General features: G+C 64.0%; 6 protein-coding genes. 1 reads left to right on the top strand and 5 read right to left on the bottom strand.

Annotated features, from left to right (window positions below; genetic code table 11):
• Window positions 1-28: 28 nt before the first annotated feature.
• The 5 genes from FJ956_RS00670 to FJ956_RS00650 all read right to left on the bottom strand — a co-directional run bounded on the left by FJ956_RS00670 (window position 29) and on the right by FJ956_RS00650 (window position 4,024).
• The gene (locus tag FJ956_RS00670; protein WP_140683979.1) at window positions 29-703 is read right to left on the bottom strand and encodes an amino acid ABC transporter permease; all 675 of its coding nucleotides are present in this window, start codon (window positions 701-703) and stop codon (window positions 29-31) included.
• Window positions 700-1,377, bottom strand: coding sequence for an amino acid ABC transporter permease (locus FJ956_RS00665; RefSeq protein ID WP_140683977.1), 678 nt, complete (start codon window positions 1,375-1,377; stop codon window positions 700-702). Before FJ956_RS00665 ends, FJ956_RS00670 begins: the two co-directional genes overlap by 4 nt.
• A gap of 79 nt (window positions 1,378-1,456) precedes the next feature.
• On the bottom strand, window positions 1,457-2,245 hold the full coding sequence (locus FJ956_RS00660; RefSeq protein WP_140683975.1) for an ABC transporter substrate-binding protein: 789 nt from the start codon (window positions 2,243-2,245) through the stop codon (window positions 1,457-1,459).
• Between the two features lie 109 nt (window positions 2,246-2,354).
• A complete protein-coding gene (locus tag FJ956_RS00655; protein ID WP_140683973.1) occupies window positions 2,355-3,518 on the bottom strand; it encodes a saccharopine dehydrogenase family protein in 1,164 nt (387 codons plus the stop codon).
• Window positions 3,515-4,024 carry an Lrp/AsnC family transcriptional regulator gene (locus FJ956_RS00650; RefSeq protein ID WP_140683971.1) on the bottom strand — a complete coding sequence of 170 codons (510 nt, stop codon included), beginning with the start codon at window positions 4,022-4,024 and terminating at the stop codon, window positions 3,515-3,517. Before FJ956_RS00650 ends, FJ956_RS00655 begins: the two co-directional genes overlap by 4 nt.
• Window positions 4,025-5,601: 1,577 nt before the next feature.
• Between FJ956_RS00650 and FJ956_RS00640 the strand changes: the two genes are divergently transcribed.
• Window positions 5,602-17,013: an autotransporter-associated beta strand repeat-containing protein gene (locus FJ956_RS00640; RefSeq protein ID WP_246681601.1), complete on the top strand. Its 11,412-nt coding sequence runs from the start codon at window positions 5,602-5,604 to the stop codon at window positions 17,011-17,013.
• The last annotated feature ends 16 nt before the right edge of the window (window positions 17,014-17,029 follow it).

Raw genomic sequence — 17,029 nt, 5'->3', positions numbered from 1 at the left:
GTGCGACCTTTGGATTGAGCAGATGATGTCACAATTGCACCTCGCCATGCACCGCGCCCATGCGGCGTTCGAGCCGGCGCGCGAGCATGATCAGTGGATAGCAAACCATGAAATAGCCGACACCGACCAGGAAGAAGACCAGCAGGCCGTTGGGCACCCGCTGCACCACTAACCAGCCGACGCGGGTGAGGTCGGTCAACCCAATCGCCGAGACGACCGAAGAATCCTTGATCAACAGCACATATTGCCCAACCAGCGGCGGCAGCACGATGCGCATTGCTTGCGGCAGCACCACTTGGCGCAGCCGCTGCCAGCGTGACAGGCCGGATGCCAGCGCAGCTTCGACCTGGCCGGTAGGCACCGAGCGGATGCCGGCGGCGACGATCTCGCAGATGAAGCAGGCGGCCAGATTGGTCAGCGCGATGACTCCAGCGGTGAAAGCATCGAGCTCGATGCCGAATTCCGGCAGGATGAAGAAGATCAGGAAGATCTGAACCAGGAACGGCGTTCCGCGGATCAGGTCTACCCACGCGCCGATCACGTTGCCGATTAGCTGGTTGCCACCGGTCCGCAATATGCCGAGGCCAAAGCCGAACAGCGTGCCCAGAACCAGGCTGATCAGCGACAGCACGACGGTCATGCCGAGGCCGCGCAAGGCGAGGGGATAGCTGCCGGCCAGGCTGTGCAGCTGCTGCCAGATCATGTGCTGCTCCTTGCCGGCTGCAGACCGAGCCAGCGACTTGACAGCGCCGCCAGCCCTTTGAGGCAATAGTAGAGCAGGAGATAAAAAGCAGCGATTGTTAGAAAACCTTCCGCTGGCATGAAGCGGTCGGAGGCGAGCAGTTGCCCGGCACGCGTCAGTTCGGAAACCGAGATCAGCGACAGCAATGCCGAATCCTTGACCAGCACGATCGCCTGGCCGAGCAGCGGCGGGATCGTCACCTTGAAGGCCTGCGGCAGGATGACGAAGCGCATTCGCTGGACGTAGGTCATGCCGGAAGAGACGCCGGCTTCCACCTGGCCGCGCGGGATCGACAGGATGCCAGCGCGGATGATTTCCGCGACATAGGCGCCGCTGTTCAGCGACAAGGCGATGATGCCGACGACGAGTTCGGGAAGCACCAGGCCGAGCCGCGGCAGGCCGAAATAGAGGAAATAGAGCTGCGCCAGCAAGGGCGTGGCGCGCACCGCGTCGATATAGGCCTTGGCCGGCACGCGAAACAGCCAGCCGCGCTGCAGGTTCATGGCGGCAAGCACGATGCCGATGGCAAGCGCGCCGGCAAAGGACAGCGCCGACAGCCAGACGGTCGTGATGAGGCCCTGCCCGAACAGCGGCAGATATTCGACGATGGTGCGGAAGCTGAAATTTTCGAGCATCGCTGGACGGAGTTCCCGAGGCGGACAAAGCGAATTCCGAGCGGCTTCGCGGCGCGAAACCGCTCGGATCTATCGCTGCCTAGTGGTCCTTTTTCCAAGCGTCGGAATTGACCCAGTAGTCGAGGTTCTTCTGCAGGCGGCCGTCGATGCTGACCTGGTTGAGAAACAGGTTCATCCAGACAAGCAGGTCCGGCTCGTCATATCGAGTGGCGAAGGCAAGCGGCTCCTTCGACAAAAGCTCCGGCATGATGTTGAAGGTGCCGGCCGGATAGGCGGTCGACTGGCCTTTGACCGCCGAGACGTCATTGACGCCGCAATCGGCCTGGCCGTTGTTGACGGCGTCGAGCAGCAGCGGGCCGCCGCCCTTGTAGCTCTTGATGTCGGCATCGGGGAAGGCGTTCTTGGCTTCCTTCTCCCCGGTGGCGCCCAACAGCACGGCGATCTTGGTACCTTTGGCCTTGCAGTCCTCGGTGGTCTTGAACTTGCTGTCGGCCTTGGTGAAGACGGTGCTGCCCGTGTACATGTAGGGCGTGGTGAAAGCGACCTTCATGCCGCGCGCCAAGGTCGGCGTCATGTCGGCGACGAGCAGGTCGGCCTTGCCTGAAAGCAGCGCCGGGATCAGCCCGTCCCAGTCATAGTCTAGGAAGGTGATCTTGACGCCCATTTCCTTGGCCATCAGTTCGGCCAGTTCAACCGAGCTGCCGGTGCGTTCGCCATTGGCGCCGACCAGCGAGAAGGGCGGTCCTTGCGTCTGCACCGCGACGCGCAATTCGCCGCGCTTGGTGATGTCGTCGAGCGTTCCGGCATTTGCCGCAGTGGCAAGGCCCGCGAGCGCAAGTCCGGCGATGAAACGTCTGGCAATCTTCATGTGGTATTCCTCCCGTTGTGGTTGTTGTTCTGCCCGCGGAATCCCTTGGGCTCTTTTTTGAGCATTGGTACCGTTGCCGGCGGCAGCCACCGCTCGAAAATCTCTCTCCTCAGTCCCAGGCCACCGTCTCGGCAACCGTGATGCCGCGCCTGCTCAGTTCGTCGAAGAAGCTGGTGTCGGGCACATGCTGCAGCGGATTCAAAAGGCCTGGTGTGGTGATCTCGCGCCGCGCCAGCATCTGCGCCACGATGCTGGCGGGATAGCCGACGCCGAGGCTCATGCCGAACAGCCCCGACCCCAGGTCGCGTTCGATGATCAGGTTCGATGTCACGGTTTTGCGGCGACCGTCTTCTAGACCGGAAAAGACATTGCGCATCACGCAAAGGTCCTTCTCGTCGGCGCCATACTGCAATTGCGGGCCGAGCAGCCGGCCGAGAAATTCGCGCGGGCTGGTGCTCATGCCGGGCACCTTGTCTTCAGAGAGGAATCCGAGTTCCTTCAGCGGCGCCCAGAACGCCGACCAGCCCGGCCAGCGCAACGTATAGCGGCCCGAACGCTGCAGCCCCTTGGCGGCGGCCAGCATCCCGACATAGTGCAGCGCGTCGCCATTGGGGAACGCTTCCAGCCGGCCAAGCCCCGCGACCTCGATCTGGTGGATGAAACGGTTGTCGTGCTGCTGGCTGGCAGGCACCGCAACGTGCTCGCCGTCTTCGATCATGACGCTGTCGCGGTTCTGGCTGACCAGAACCATGTCGAAGTTCCAGCTCACCTTGTAGCAGAGCGGCTTGGCCATCGCCTTCGGCTCGGGGATGCCACCGCAATAGGAATCGATCGACGCAATAGAGTCGAACTGTCGGGCGGCGCGCGCGTAAAGCACGAGGTCGATGCCGGGATCGAGCCCGCACTCGGTCATGATCGAAACGCGGGCCTGTTCGGCCGCGGGGGCCAGATCGGCGATCGTTTTTCCGTAGTTGGTGGTGACCAGCGGCGTGCGCGTCTCGATCGCGGCCAGCACTGCCTCGCGCATCAGCGGTTGCGGCAGCAGGTCGATGACGGCATCGACATCGGCCAGCACATTGTGGAGTGCCGAGCCAATCGTGTTCTCGGGCACGACGAAACGCACGCGAGCAAGGTCGGTCAGGCCGCCAAGGCGGGCAGGGCCGTCAGAGGCGGTGTCGACACACACGATTTCCTCGACATCGGCGCTGCCGACGAGATCGGCGATTGCCGCCCGACCTTGCAGGCCAAGGCCGCCGAGAACCGCGATCTTCATGCCGGCTCCTTGCGTACCGGCGCTTCATCCGACCAGCAGCCTTCCGGCACACTGACCCATTTGTTGCAGGAGGCCATGACGACGAAGGTCTCGCTGCGCACCACTTCGCCGGGTATGCCGGCGCCGGGGATCAGCTCGCTGGTGATGCGGTAGAGATCGGCGACGTCACCGGCCACGGTCACGTCGACGATGATGTCGAAGCGCCCGGTGACCACCGAGGCCGAATTGACGAAGGGCAGTTCCGAGATGCGCTGCGCCAGTTCGCGTGCACGGCCGCGTCCCTGTGCATTGATTCCGACAATGGCCGAGATCAACTCCGGGCGCTCGGTTAGATTCAGAAGCCCGACGATCTTCAGCAGGTTGCGGTCAAGCAGGTTGCGCAGTCGCGTGCGCACCGTCGGCACCGAGACAGCCATCGTCTCGGCGAGGCGGTTGATGCCGGGCTGTGCGTCCTGGGACAACAGCTTGACCAACCGCCGATCCGTTTGATCGAGATGTTCTCGCAAAGGTCTTGGCTTTCATAAAATGGAAAAAAACATGAGAATTTCTTCTCGGTATGAAAACCAATATATATATTTTTTCCAAATCACAAGAGCGGCATGCGGTGAGGCGAACGAGAGCCTGCTCAAACCGAGAGTTAGACCGCTAGGAAGCAAGCGGCGGGAGCAAATGCATGCTGCTCTGCAGACACACACGCTGCCAACTCACCCCAGCCAATACCTCGGCCCTGGTCCCTTGCGTCCTGCCATATCGGCAGGATTCGCAAGGCTACACCGGTCGATCGAGAGGCAGCCGCAACCGATGCACTCGGTAAGCCCGGATCTCAGCGCCGATTGGCGCGCCTGCATGATGTATTAAAATTTTCTCTGAATGTTAATGATGCCGCCAACGGCGTTGGAGTAGTGTAAATAGAAGTTCTTATAGTAATAAAGTTCGTCAGTCACAGTTAAGCTTGGAACAACCGTATACGCTACGTTGAGTGCCCGCGACGTCCCCCTTTTCCTCTACCCTGGGGCCTATGCCGAATGCCAGCGCGCCGGTTTTGGAAGGCCGAACCTGGGACAGGACGTCCTGGCTCAAGCTCCATGAGCCCGGACTGATAGCAAATGTTCGACAGGAGGCATTGTTGCGGTTCGGCAATTCCGATGATGCCGAAACGTTTCTCGGCTCCCTCAAGAAGGCCGGCCTGACGCCGGAGTGACGGCCTTTGCAAGGCCTCCCGCCGATGTTCGATACCGTAAGTTACGTTCCATTGCGGTTGGCCATCCTCAAAGTTGGCTTGGCGGTGTGGTTTTCATAAATCTTTCCCGGTGACCATCGCACCCAGGCACGGTGCGAGGGAGCATGCGGCAGGACTCAGCTACGCAATCTTGTGGCTCGCGAGCGTTTCGCGGCGGTGTGCGGGGCTTTCAGCCTTTCACTTTGCGCGCCTTTGTCGCTTCGCCGTTACACGGACCTGGAACTCGGTTCGTTTGGATTTCTGCGCATGGTCACCAGAGCTGAGCGTCTTCGATGAAGCCTGTCGAGCCAAGCTCTGGACTCTCCAACCGAATGTAAGATCTGACTTATATTTAAATTTACTAATGTTTACATCCATAAATCCAAAACAATTCAATTAACGTCTTTATAAGTTGCCTGATGTGTGATGGTCTTGACAGACTTGCTTTGCGGTGCCGATTCGGTCGCCAGTGCAACGCCGCCACTGCCCGGACAAAAGGTGCGATCGCGGTTGGCAATCTGATCAGGCTGAGGAGAGGGTGATGCTGGAGCAGATCAAGCCAGCAGTGGGGCATTGCGGATATATGAGGTCGTGGCAGCCTAGCCAGGCGAGTGGCGCGTCATTGCTGTTGGTCAGTCGACCGATGCAAGGATCCGCCGAAGATCATCTCTTTCTGACGTGGCAAAGCAGGCGGGCAAACCGGCTTGCCAACTCGGCTCGTCACCAACCCTTGTAACAAACCTCTTATCACATGGATCGGTCGGCTGCCGCCCAGGCCATATCGATTTGCAAGGCGGCCGGCATGTTACGGCGATTGGTTGCGGCAGTGGCTAGTCGACGCGGGGGAATATGATGGATAGAATCGTGGACAGCAAAGCAGGCATGTCGGCGGAGCCGACGCGCGAACCATCATTTGACCATCGCCTGCTGCGCGGTGGCCGTATGACCAAATGGAAGGGCGAGGCGGCGAGCTATGCGCCGAATCTTGCCCGCTTGGCTTCGACGGCAGCTCCGGTCTTGCGTGGTGCGCTTGTGTCGGCCGCGCTATTGGCCGGACTTGGCGCCGTCCCTGCAGGGGCGGCCGATCTTTATTGGGACGTCAACGGCACGGCTGTTGGACTCGGAGGTACCGGTGCCTGGAACACGACGTCGCTGCTTTGGAATCCGAGCAGTGATGGTGTCACCGGGCCGATGGCCAGCTGGAACAATGCCGCCGTCGGCGGCGACAATGCCTTCTTCAACGGCACCGCCGGAACGGTGACGCTCGCGGGGCCGATGACGGCCCACAACCTGACCTTCGGTGTCGCGGGCTATACAATCGCTGGCAGTACGCTGACGCTCACCGGCACGACGCCGACAATTTCCACTGCCGGAACGACCACAATCAGTTCGGTGATCGCCGGATCAGGCTTCACCAAAGTCGGCGCCGGCGGGCTGACGCTCACCGGCGCGAACACCTTCATCGGTGACATCACCGTCTCGGCCGGAGGACTCGGGCTCGCCAGCGATGCGTCGCTCGGTGCGGCCGGCAATGGCGTGTCACTTGCGAATGGTACCTCTATCAGCTCGACCAGCGCACTTGCCGCCAGCCGGGTTATTACGATTGTCAGCGGACGTGCGGTCGCATCTAGTGGGGCGCTCACAGCGCGCTTCACCGGGGCTGGTGGGCTACAGGTTTTGGGCACAATCAGCAACGACGCCAACGACTATACAGGTCAGACGGTTTTCGGCCAGGGCACCAACGGCTTCACCTCGGTAGCAGACCTTGGGTTTGCAAGCTCGCTCGGTGCGCCGACGGATGCGGCGTCGGGTACCATCACTGTAAGCGCCGGTGGCGGAGTGAGCGGCAATCTGGTCTATTCCGGTGACGGCGACAGCTCCAATCGCAACTGGAGTTTCAACAACACCTCCAGCGGAGGCAACTATCTCCAGAACGCGGGCACCGGGACGCTGACGCTGACCGGCGGTATTCTTGCCGGCGGTGCCTACGGACTTACCATGAATTTCTCCGCGGCGTCCGGCGACATGGACCTGCTGGGCGTCATTAGTTCCTCGGCCGCCCGGGCTATCGCCTTCACGGGAAATGCTGGCCGGATCATCACCGTCGGGAACGCCAACACCTACACCGGGCCGACCACGATCAACACTATCACCGTCAAGGCCGGGACGCTGGCGGACAGCGGCATCAATAGCTCGTTCGGCACCGGCAGCACTATCAACTTTGGTAGCGGCACGCTGAGCTATACGGGAGCGGGCTCGGCGACCGACCGCACGCTGACGATCTCGGGCCCCAGCACCATCAGCAATGACGGCATCGGCGCGCTCTCCTTCAGCGGACCGACGAGCTTTGTCGCGGGCGGCGTCGCCGATACGCTGACGCTTGGCGGCAGCTTCGCGGGGGCGAACACATTCTCCGGCGTGATCTCCGGCGCCGGCAACCTCACCATGAACGGCGCCGGCACCTGGGTGGTGAGCGGCAGCAACACTTTCACCGGCACCACCACGGTCCAGAGCGGAACGCTCACCGCAGGCAGCTCTGCTGCATTCGGGCCTTCCAATCCGCTTGTCGTCAATGGCGGCACACTTGACCTGGGTGGCTTCGACATAACCGCGCGCTCCTTGGCGGGCACCGGCGGGATCGTGGACCTCGGCAGCAACAACCTGACGGTGAACGGCACATCGGGCAGCACCACCTATGCCGGCGTCATTACCGGCACCGGCGGCCTCACCAAGCTCGGGGCTAGCACGCAGACGCTGACCGGCGCCAACACCTATTCCGGCGCAACCAGCATCGGCGGCGGCACGCTGGCGCTCGATTTCACAGCGCCCGGCGCGCCGACGGACAATATCATTTCCACATCTTCGGCGCTCAATATGAGCGGCGGCACGCTCACCGTGAAAGGTGGCACCGGGACGAACAGCCAAAGCTTCAATAGCCTGAACGTCACGGCGGGCAACAACCGGATCAACGCGACCGCTGGCGCGGGAGGCGTGCTGACGGTCGATCTCGGCGCCGTCAGCCGTACCGGCGGTCTGGTCGATTTCGGCATCGGCACGGGAACGTCGATGGCCACCAGCAACGCCGACGGCGCGCTCGGCGGCTGGGCAACCGTCAACGGCACCGACTATGCGCAAGTGTCGGGCGGCTTCATCACCGCATTCACCGCCTATGTTGATGAGGACAATGCGGCCCTGTGGGCGACCGGCGACATCCTCAGCGACGAAGCCGGCAGCGCCAACACGCCTTATTTCGGCACGGTGAATGGCAATGTCGCGCTTGGCGGACTCAAATACACGGCGGCGGCCAATTCCATCGTCACTGTTGGCGCCGGCAATACACTCGGCGTGGATGGCACTATCATCGTCTCTCCCTCGGTCGGCACTGCCAACCAAACCATCCAGGGCGGCTCCTTGACCGGAGGCGCCGGCGGCAGCGCGCTGGGCGTGCAGCAGAATAGTGGCGGCACCTTCACCGTCGCCTCGAACATTATCAACAACGGTGGCCCGACGTCCTTCACGGTGGGCGGCACGGGAGGCTCGACCGGCACTGGTGTCGTCGCGCTGACGGGCAGCAACAGTTACACCGGTGCGACGACGGTGAGCGGTGCTACGCTCGCCTTCAACAGTGTCGCCAATGGCGGCGCGGCGAGCGGCATCGGCGCCTCATCCAGCGCGTCCTCGAATCTGGTGATCGAGAACGGCACGTTGCGCTACACCGGCGCAACGGCCTCGACCGATCGCGGCTTCACCCTCGTCAACGGTGGTCCATCGCGCACCTTCGAGGTCACCAATGCCGCTACCAACCTGACGTTCTCCGGCCAGGTGACCAGCCCGGACGATGCCGGCTTCACCAAGACCGGTGCCGGCACGCTGACACTGACAAACGCGAGCAACGACTATGTCGGCGTCACCACCATTACCGGCGGCACTCTGGCCGTAAGCACGCTTGCCGATGGCGGGCAGGCGAGCGGTATCGGCGCGGCGAGCAACGCTTCATCCAATCTTGTGCTGCAGAACGGTGGGAAGCTCAGCTATATCGGCGGAACCACCAGCAGCGACCGTGGCTTCACGCTCGGTACCGGCGGCGGGGCTATCGATGTAGTCGGCGGCACCACGCTGACGATGAGCGGGGTTGGTACCGGGACAGGCGGTCTCAACAAGGGCGGCGCCGGTGTCTTGGTGCTGTCGGGCACGAACAATTATACCGGCGGCAGCACGGTAAGCGCTGGCATTCTGCGCGCAGGGTCTGCCGGTGCGTTCGGCACAGGGGCGATGACAGTGGCCACGGGAGCGACTCTCGATCTGGCCGGCAACAACAACACCGTGGGCGGGCTCGGCGGCGGGGGCAGCGTGCTGCTGGGCGCGGCGACCCTGACGACGAACGGCAACGGCAGCTTTTCGGGCATGATCGGCGGCAGCGGCGGCGTCGCCGTCGCGGGCGGCAGCCAGACCTTCAGCGGCTGCACCAACAGCTACACGGGAGCCACGACCATCACCGGCACGCTGAACGTCAGCTGCCTGCGCAATGGCGGACAGCCGAGCGACATCGGCGCCTCGAGCAGCGCCTCGACCAATCTGCAGATCGACGGCATACTGAACTATACCGGCGCCAGCGTCACGACCGATCGCGGCTTTACACTGACCTCGGGCAGGATCACCGTGGAGAACGCCGCCACGACACTCGAGTTCAGCGGGGTGGCGACGGGGACGCAGCTCGAAAAGTCCGGGCCGGGCACGCTCGTGCTCTCCGGCGCCAATACCTATAATGGCGCTACTTTCGTCAACGGCGGCACCCTCCGCGCTGGGTCGACCAGCGCATTCGGCTTGAGCGGCCTGCGAATGGACACGACCGGGGCAACCCTGGATCTGAACGGTTTCAGCAATACGGTCGGTTATATCAGCCAAGGCAATCTGGGCATTACTGGCGGCAACATCACGCTTGGCAGCGCCACGTTGACGATAAGCGGTATCGGAAACGCCAATTACAACGGTGCCATCAGCGGCAGCGGCGGGCTTGTGAAGAACGGGGCCAGCGCGCAGTCGTTGTCCGGCAGCGCTAGCAGCTACACCGGCCCGACCGTCATCAATGGCGGCATTCTCGCCGTGGCCAGCCTTGCGAACGGCGGCAGCGACAGCTCGATCGGCGCATCGACTGCCGCGGCGAGCAATCTGATCATCAATGGCGGCGTGCTGCGCTATAACGGCACGGGCGGCAGCACCGACCGGCAGTTCACCTTCGGCCCCAATGGCGGCGGTCTCGACGCGTACGCCTCTGGCCCGGGTCCGATCAATTTTACCAGCACGGCGCCTGTCACCATGTCAGGCAGCGGGAACCGAACGCTGCAGCTCGCGGGCCTGAGCACTGCCGACAACTCGCTTTCGGCGCGTATCGACAACCCGACGGGCGGCACTACCGCTCTCACCAAGAGCGGCACGGGTACCTGGGTGCTGAAGAACCAGACCAGCACCTATACCGGCGCCACGACGATCAGCGGCGGCGTGCTTGCTGTCGACAAGCTCGCCGATGGCGGCCAGGCGAGTTCGATCGGGAAGTCGTCGAACCTGGCATCCAGCCTCGTGATCGGCAGCGGTTCGACGCTGCGCTATACCGGCACGGGCGACACCACCAACCGGCTATTCACGCTGCAGACAGGTGTCAGCTTCATCGAATCGTCCGGCACCGGGGCGATCCAGTTCACCAATACCGGCTCCGCATTATACAGTGGGGCCGGAGCGCGCACGCTGGCGCTGGGCGGCACGAACACCGGTCTCAACATAATGGGCGGAACGATCGTCGACCAGAATGCCACGACCGCGAAAACGACTCTGGCCAAGAACGATGCCGGCACGTGGGTGCTGACGGGCAACAACAGCTATTCCGGCAACACCGTCATCAATGACGGGAACCTGATCATCGGCAATGGCGGCACGTCGGGCAACGCCGGCACAGGCAACGTCGTTGTCGTCAACTCGACCTCGACGCTGTCGTTCAATCGCTCCGACAGCTTCAGCTTCACGGGCACGCTGAGCGGTCTCGGCAACATCGCCCAGATCGGCACCGGCACGACAATCCTCACCTCGGCGACAAACACGATCGGCGGCAACACACGCATCGACGCCGGCACGCTGCAGGTGAACGGCGGGCTGACCACGGCGACCGTGGCGATGAACGGCGCCGGGACACTCACCGTCAACGGCACGGTCGGAGCCGCGGCGGGCACTACCTCGACCTTCACCGGCGATGCCGGGGCAAGCACCATCAACGTCAATGCCGGCGGCACGCTGAGGGCCAATGGCGACCTTGGCGCCGGCAACGACACCGTCAATATCAGCGGCACGCTTGCCACCGGCGCGACCGCGCTGAATCTCGGCGCCGGCAATGACACGCTCGTGTTGAATGACACTGCCGTGTTCTCCAGTGGGAGCGTCGACGCCGGCACCGGCGGCGAGAGCGGCGTGGGCGATACGCTGCGCGTGAACAACGTCGCCAACCGCACGCTGGACGCCACCAGCGTCGCCGGTTTCGAAAGCCTCGACAAGCAGGGCTCCGGCACGCTGGTACTGACCGGCAATCACAGCTACAGCGCCGGCACGACGATCGAGGCAGGGGTGCTGCAGGTCGGCTTTGGCGCCACCCCCGGCGCGCTCGACACGCCCAGCGTTCTCAACAACGGCAGGCTCACCTTCAACCTGAACAATGATTACACGTTCGGCGGCACGATCTCGGGCACCGGCGGCCTGACCAAGACCGGCCTCGGCACGACGACGCTGACCGGCAACAACAGCTATGCCGGAAGCACCCTCGTCACTGCCGGCACGCTGCTTGTCGACGGCGATCAGTCGGGTGCGACCGGAACCACCAGCGTCGGCTCCAACGGGACACTCGGCGGCACCGGCACTGTCGGCGGCAACGTCACCATAGCCAATGGCGGCACGCTGGCGCCCGGCGAAGCCGGAAACGCACCAGGAACGCTCGCCATCGGCGGCAATCTGACGCTCAACAACACGTCGGCCGTCAACGTCAATTTCGGTCAGGCCGATACAGTCGGCGGTCCGCTCAACGACCTCATCAATGTCGGTGGCAACCTGACGCTCGATGGCACGCTCAACATCACGCAGACGCCGGGCGGCGATTTCGGCCCCGGCGTCTATCGCATCCTCAACTATGGCGGTTCGCTGACGAATAACGGACTGAACGTCACGTCACCCGATTATTTCTTGCAGACCGCGGTGGACCACCAAATCAACCTCGTCAATTCCGCAGGGCTGACGCTCAGCTTTTGGGACGGCAATGCCGGCTCCCACTCCAATGGTGTGGTGGATGGCGGTAGTGGCACCTGGCGCGCCGCGGGCGACCAGAACTGGACCGACGCCACCGGCACTTTCGCCGCGCCCTTCGCCAATGCCAGCTTCGCCATCTTCCAGGGTGCTGCCGGGACGGTCACGGTCGACAACACCAACGGGCAGGTGCAGGCGGCGGGCATGCAGTTCGCCGCCGGCGGCTATCTCATCCAGGGCGGCGACGTCGCTTTGGTCGGGCCGCAATCGACCATCCGTGTCGGCGACGGCACGGCGGCGAGCGCGACCTATGTGGCGACAATCAGCTCGAACCTCACCGGCAACAGCCAGCTACTGAAGACGGACCTCGGCACGCTGGTGCTGTCCGGCACCAACACTTATGCCGGCGGCACGGCGATCAATGGCGGCACGGTTCAGATCGCGTCGGACAACAATCTCGGCGACGCGTCCGGCGGCCTTTCGCTGAACGGCGGCACGCTGCACACGACGGCCGATATCACGTCTGCCCGCGCCGTGACGCTCAATGCCGGCGGCGGCACCTTCGACACCGATAGCGCGACCAGCCTGGCATTGAACGGCGCCGTGAGTGGCGCCGGGGCCTTGACCAAGGAAGGCGGCGGCACGCTCGTGCTCAGCGGCGCCAACAGCTACCAGGGTGGCACCGTCATCAATGGCGGCACCGTCCAGATCACGGCCGATGCCAATCTCGGCAATGCGGCCGGCAAGGTCACCTTCGATGGCGGCACGCTCTACCAGCAGGGTGCGGCCAGCATCGTCACCAGCCGCGACGCGACGCTTCAGGCGGGCGGCGGAACGTTCCAGATCGACAGCACTGTGCAGTGGGAAGGCTCCGTCGGCGGCGCGGGCGCGCTCACCAAGACCGGCGCCGGCGCGCTGATCCTCGGCGCCGACAACAGCTATGCCGGCGGCACGACCATTGCGAGCGGCATCCTGATGCTGGGCACCGGCGGCACGACCGGTTCCGTCCTCGGCGATGTGGTCGACAACGGCACGCTCAGCTTCAACCGTTCCAATCTCTATACCTTCGACGGCACGATCTCCGGCAGCGGTGGCGTCAGCGAGGACGGCACGGGCAACACCGTGCTCACGGCCGACAACAGCTACGGTGGCACCACGCTGATCGCAGGCGGCGGCGGGCTCTACATCAATGGCGACCAGACGGCCGCGACCGGGTTGACCGACGTCAATTTCGGCACGCTTGGCGGCAACGGCACCATCGGCGGCGATGTCTTCGTCGACGTGACCGGCAGGCTGGCCCCCGGTGGCCTGGACTCAACGCCCGGCATGCTCACCATCAACGGCAACCTCGAACTGGCCGACGGCTCGAACCTCGATTACTCGTTCGGCCAGGCTGGCGTCGTTGGCGGCGCCTACAATGACCTCACGGTCGTGCACGGCAATCTAGCGCTCGACGGCACGATCAACGTCACCGAAGCCTCCGGCGGCAATTTCGGCCCGGGCATCTATCGCGTCATCAGCTATGACGGGATGCTCAACGATCAGGGTCTCGACACCTCATCGAGCGACTACAGCGTGCAGACCTCGATCGCGCATCAGGTCAATCTCGTAAACACCTCCGGCGTGCTGCTCAACTTCTGGGACGGCGCAGCCGGGCCGAAAGGCGACGGAACGATCAACGGCGGTGACGGCGTCTGGCAGAATTCCGCCGGGAACGACAACTGGACCAATAATGACGGGACGCTCAACGCTCCCTACCAGGATGGCGTCTTCGCCATCTTCGCGGGCGCTGCCGGTACGGTCGACGTCGACGACAGCCTGGGAGACATTCACTCCACCGGTATGCAATTTGCGACCGGCGGCTACACGATCCAGGGCGGCGGCATCGCGCTCGACGGACCGCAGGCAACGATCCGCGTCGGCGACGGCACGCTGGTCGGCGCTGCCTTCTCGGCAACCGTTACTTCGAACCTCACCGGCGCCAGCCAGCTGGCGAAGACCGACCTCGGCACGCTCGTGCTCGGCGGCACCAACAGCTATAGCGGCGGCACCGCCATCAAGGGCGGCACGCTGCAGGTTTCGGCCGACGCCAATCTCGGCGACGCATCCGGCGGCGTGAGCCTGGACGACGGCACGACGCTTGAGACCGCCGCGGCCTTCACCTTGTCGCGCGATATTGGCCTGACCTCGGGCACCGGCACGCTCCAGACCGACGGCGACCTTACCCTATCGGGCCAGGCCACCGGCGCCGGCGGCCTCAACAAGACCGGCGCCGGCGCGCTCACCCTCACCGGCGCGAACAGCTACGCAGGTTCAACCACGGTCACGGCCGGCGGCCTCTATGTCGATGGCGACAACAGCGCGGTCGCCGGTGCGGTCTCTGTCGGAAGCGGCGCGACCATCGGCGGCAAGGGTATCATCGGCGGCGATGTAACGGTTGCCGACGGCGCATCCCTGTCGCCGGGATCGGCCGACGGCACGCCAGGGACGCTGGCGATCGCCGGGAATCTCCATTTGTCCAGCGGCTCGGTCCTCAACTATTCGTTTGGCGAGGCGGGTGTCGCCGGCGGGGCGCTCAACGACCTGACCACGGTCGGCGGCAATCTCGTGCTCGACGGCACGCTCAACGTCAGCGCGAGCGCCGGCGGTACCTTCGGGCCAGGCGTGTACCGCGTCTTCAGCTATGACGGCACGCTGACCAATAACGGGCTTGTGGTCGGGGCGATCCCATCGTCGGGCTATTCGATCCAGACCTCGATCGACCACCAGGTGAACCTCGTCAACACGGAAGGGCTCACCTTCAACTACTGGGACGGCAATGCCGGTCCGAAGAACAACGGCGCGGTCAATGGCGGCGACGGCGTCTGGCAGTCGGCCGCCGGCAACGACAATTGGGCAAATGAGACGGGTACGGCCAATGCCGGCTTCGCCGACGCATCCTTTGCGATCTTCGCGGGCCAGGCGGGAACGGTGACGGTGGACAACGGTCTCGGCCAGGTGGCTGCATCGGGCATGCAGTTCATGACCGACGGTTACGTCGTCAAAGGCGACGGGATCGAGCTTGTCGGCCCGTCTAGCAGCATCGTCGTCGGCGACGGCACGGCGGCGGGCGCAGGGATGACCGCAACGATCGCCTCGGCTCTCTCGGGCGACGCGCAGCTGGTAAAGTCGGATCGCGGCACGCTGGTCCTGACCGGCACCAACAGCTATACGGGCGGCACCGCGGTCAATGGCGGCACGTTGCAGGTCTCACAGGACGCCAATCTGGGCGATGCCGCCGGCGCGCTCAGCTTCGATGGCGGCACGCTCGGCACGACGAGCAGCTTCGCCACGTCGCGTGACATGAGCGTGATGAGCGCAGGCACCATCTCGACAGCGGCCGGCACGACCTTGACCGTGAATGGCGCGCTGAGCGGCTCGGGCGCCTTCACCAAGGCAGGCGATGGCACGCTTGTCCTGACGGCGGCAGGCTCGACCTTCTCGGGGCCCACCTCTGTCCAGCAGGGCAAGCTTGCGGCGGGCGCGGCGGACGCGCTGGGCTCCGGCTCTGCATTCACCGTTGCTTCTGGCGCGACACTCGATCTTGGTGGCTTCAACCAGGCCGTCGCCTCACTCAACAACAGCGGCTCGGTGCGTCTCAATGGCGCGCCCGGCACGACGCTGACCATCAATGGCGACTACACCGGCGCCGGCGGCACCATCTTCCTCAATGCCGCGCTCGATGGCGATGCTTCGACCGCCGACAAGCTGGTGGTGCATGGCAGCACCTCCGGCACCGGGATCCTTGCGGTCACCAATGTCGGCGGGGCAGGGGTACAAACGGTCGAAGGCATCAAGGTCGTCGATGTCGATGGCAGCTCGGGCGGTAGCTTCACGCTCGCCGGTGACTATGTCTTCCAGGGCGATCAGGCCGTGGTCAGCGGCGCCTATGCCTATCGGCTTTACCAGAACGGCGTGAGCACACCGGCCGACGGCGACTGGTATCTCCGCTCGGCGCTGATCAACAATCCGCTCTATTCGCCGGCCGTGCCGATCTATGAGGCCTATCCCGGCGTGCTGCAGAGCCTCAACGAACTCGGCACCCTGCAGCAGCGCGTCGGCAACCGCTCCTGGACCGGCGCCAGCCAGGGCGCCGACGAGATCGGCAGCGTCCCGGCCCAGAGCGCCATCTGGGCCCGCATCGAGGGGGCGCATACAAGGCAGAGCCCGCAGAGCGCGACCACCGTCTCCGACTATGACGTGACCACGTGGAAGCTGCAGTCCGGCATCGACGGGCTGCTTTACGAGGATGCCACCGGCATTCTTCTCGGCGGCCTCACCTTCCATTATGGGACAGCCTCGTCGGACATCTCGTCGATCTACGGCGTCGGCTCCGTCCAGGCCACCGGCTATGGTTTTGGCGGCACGCTGACCTGGTATGGCGACAACGGCTTCTACACCGACGCCCAGGGCGAGGTGACCTGGTATGACAGCGACCTGAAGTCCGCCACGCTGGGGGCCGATCTTGCCAAGGGCAACAACGGATTTGGCTATGCGCTGAGCATCGAGGCCGGCCAGAAGATCGCGCTGCAGGGCAAGTGGACGCTGACGCCGCAGGCCCAGCTCTCCTATTCCGCGGTGCGCTTCAACAGCTTCACCGATCCGTTCGACGCGGCGGTATCGCTGAGCGGCAGCGATGTCCTGACCGGCCGCGCCGGCCTGTCGCTGGACTATGAGGACGCCTGGACCGGCGCTCAGGGAAAGGTGAGCCGCTCGCATCTCTACGGCGTCGCCAACCTCTACTACGACTTCCTCGATGGCAACGATGTCGACGTATCGGGTACGGCCTTCCACGAGCACGACCAGCCGCTCTGGGGTGGCCTGGGTGTCGGCGGATCGCTCTCCTGGGCCGACGAACGCTACATGGTCTTCGGCGAGGCCTTCGCCAAATCGAGCTTGAAAAACTTCGGCGACAGCCGGACAATCGGTGCAAAGCTCGGCTTCAGCGTGCGCTGGTAGCGATGAAGCGACCTAA

It is taken from the genome of Mesorhizobium sp. B2-4-3 (assembly GCF_006442815.1).
GTDB lineage: Bacteria > Pseudomonadota > Alphaproteobacteria > Rhizobiales > Rhizobiaceae > Mesorhizobium.
This window is presented reverse-complemented; position numbering and strand designations above follow the sequence as displayed.

What these genes read in the sequence shown, in the direction of transcription:
- FJ956_RS00670 (WP_140683979.1), bottom strand. Translation starts at nt 703, where the DNA reads ATGATCTGGCAGCAGCTGCACAGCCTGGCCGGCAGCTATCCCCTCGCC.
- FJ956_RS00665 (WP_140683977.1), bottom strand. Translation starts at nt 1,377, where the DNA reads ATGCTCGAAAATTTCAGCTTCCGCACCATCGTCGAATATCTGCCGCTG.
- FJ956_RS00660 (WP_140683975.1), bottom strand. Translation starts at nt 2,245, where the DNA reads ATGAAGATTGCCAGACGTTTCATCGCCGGACTTGCGCTCGCGGGCCTT.
- FJ956_RS00655 (WP_140683973.1), bottom strand. Translation starts at nt 3,518, where the DNA reads ATGAAGATCGCGGTTCTCGGCGGCCTTGGCCTGCAAGGTCGGGCGGCA.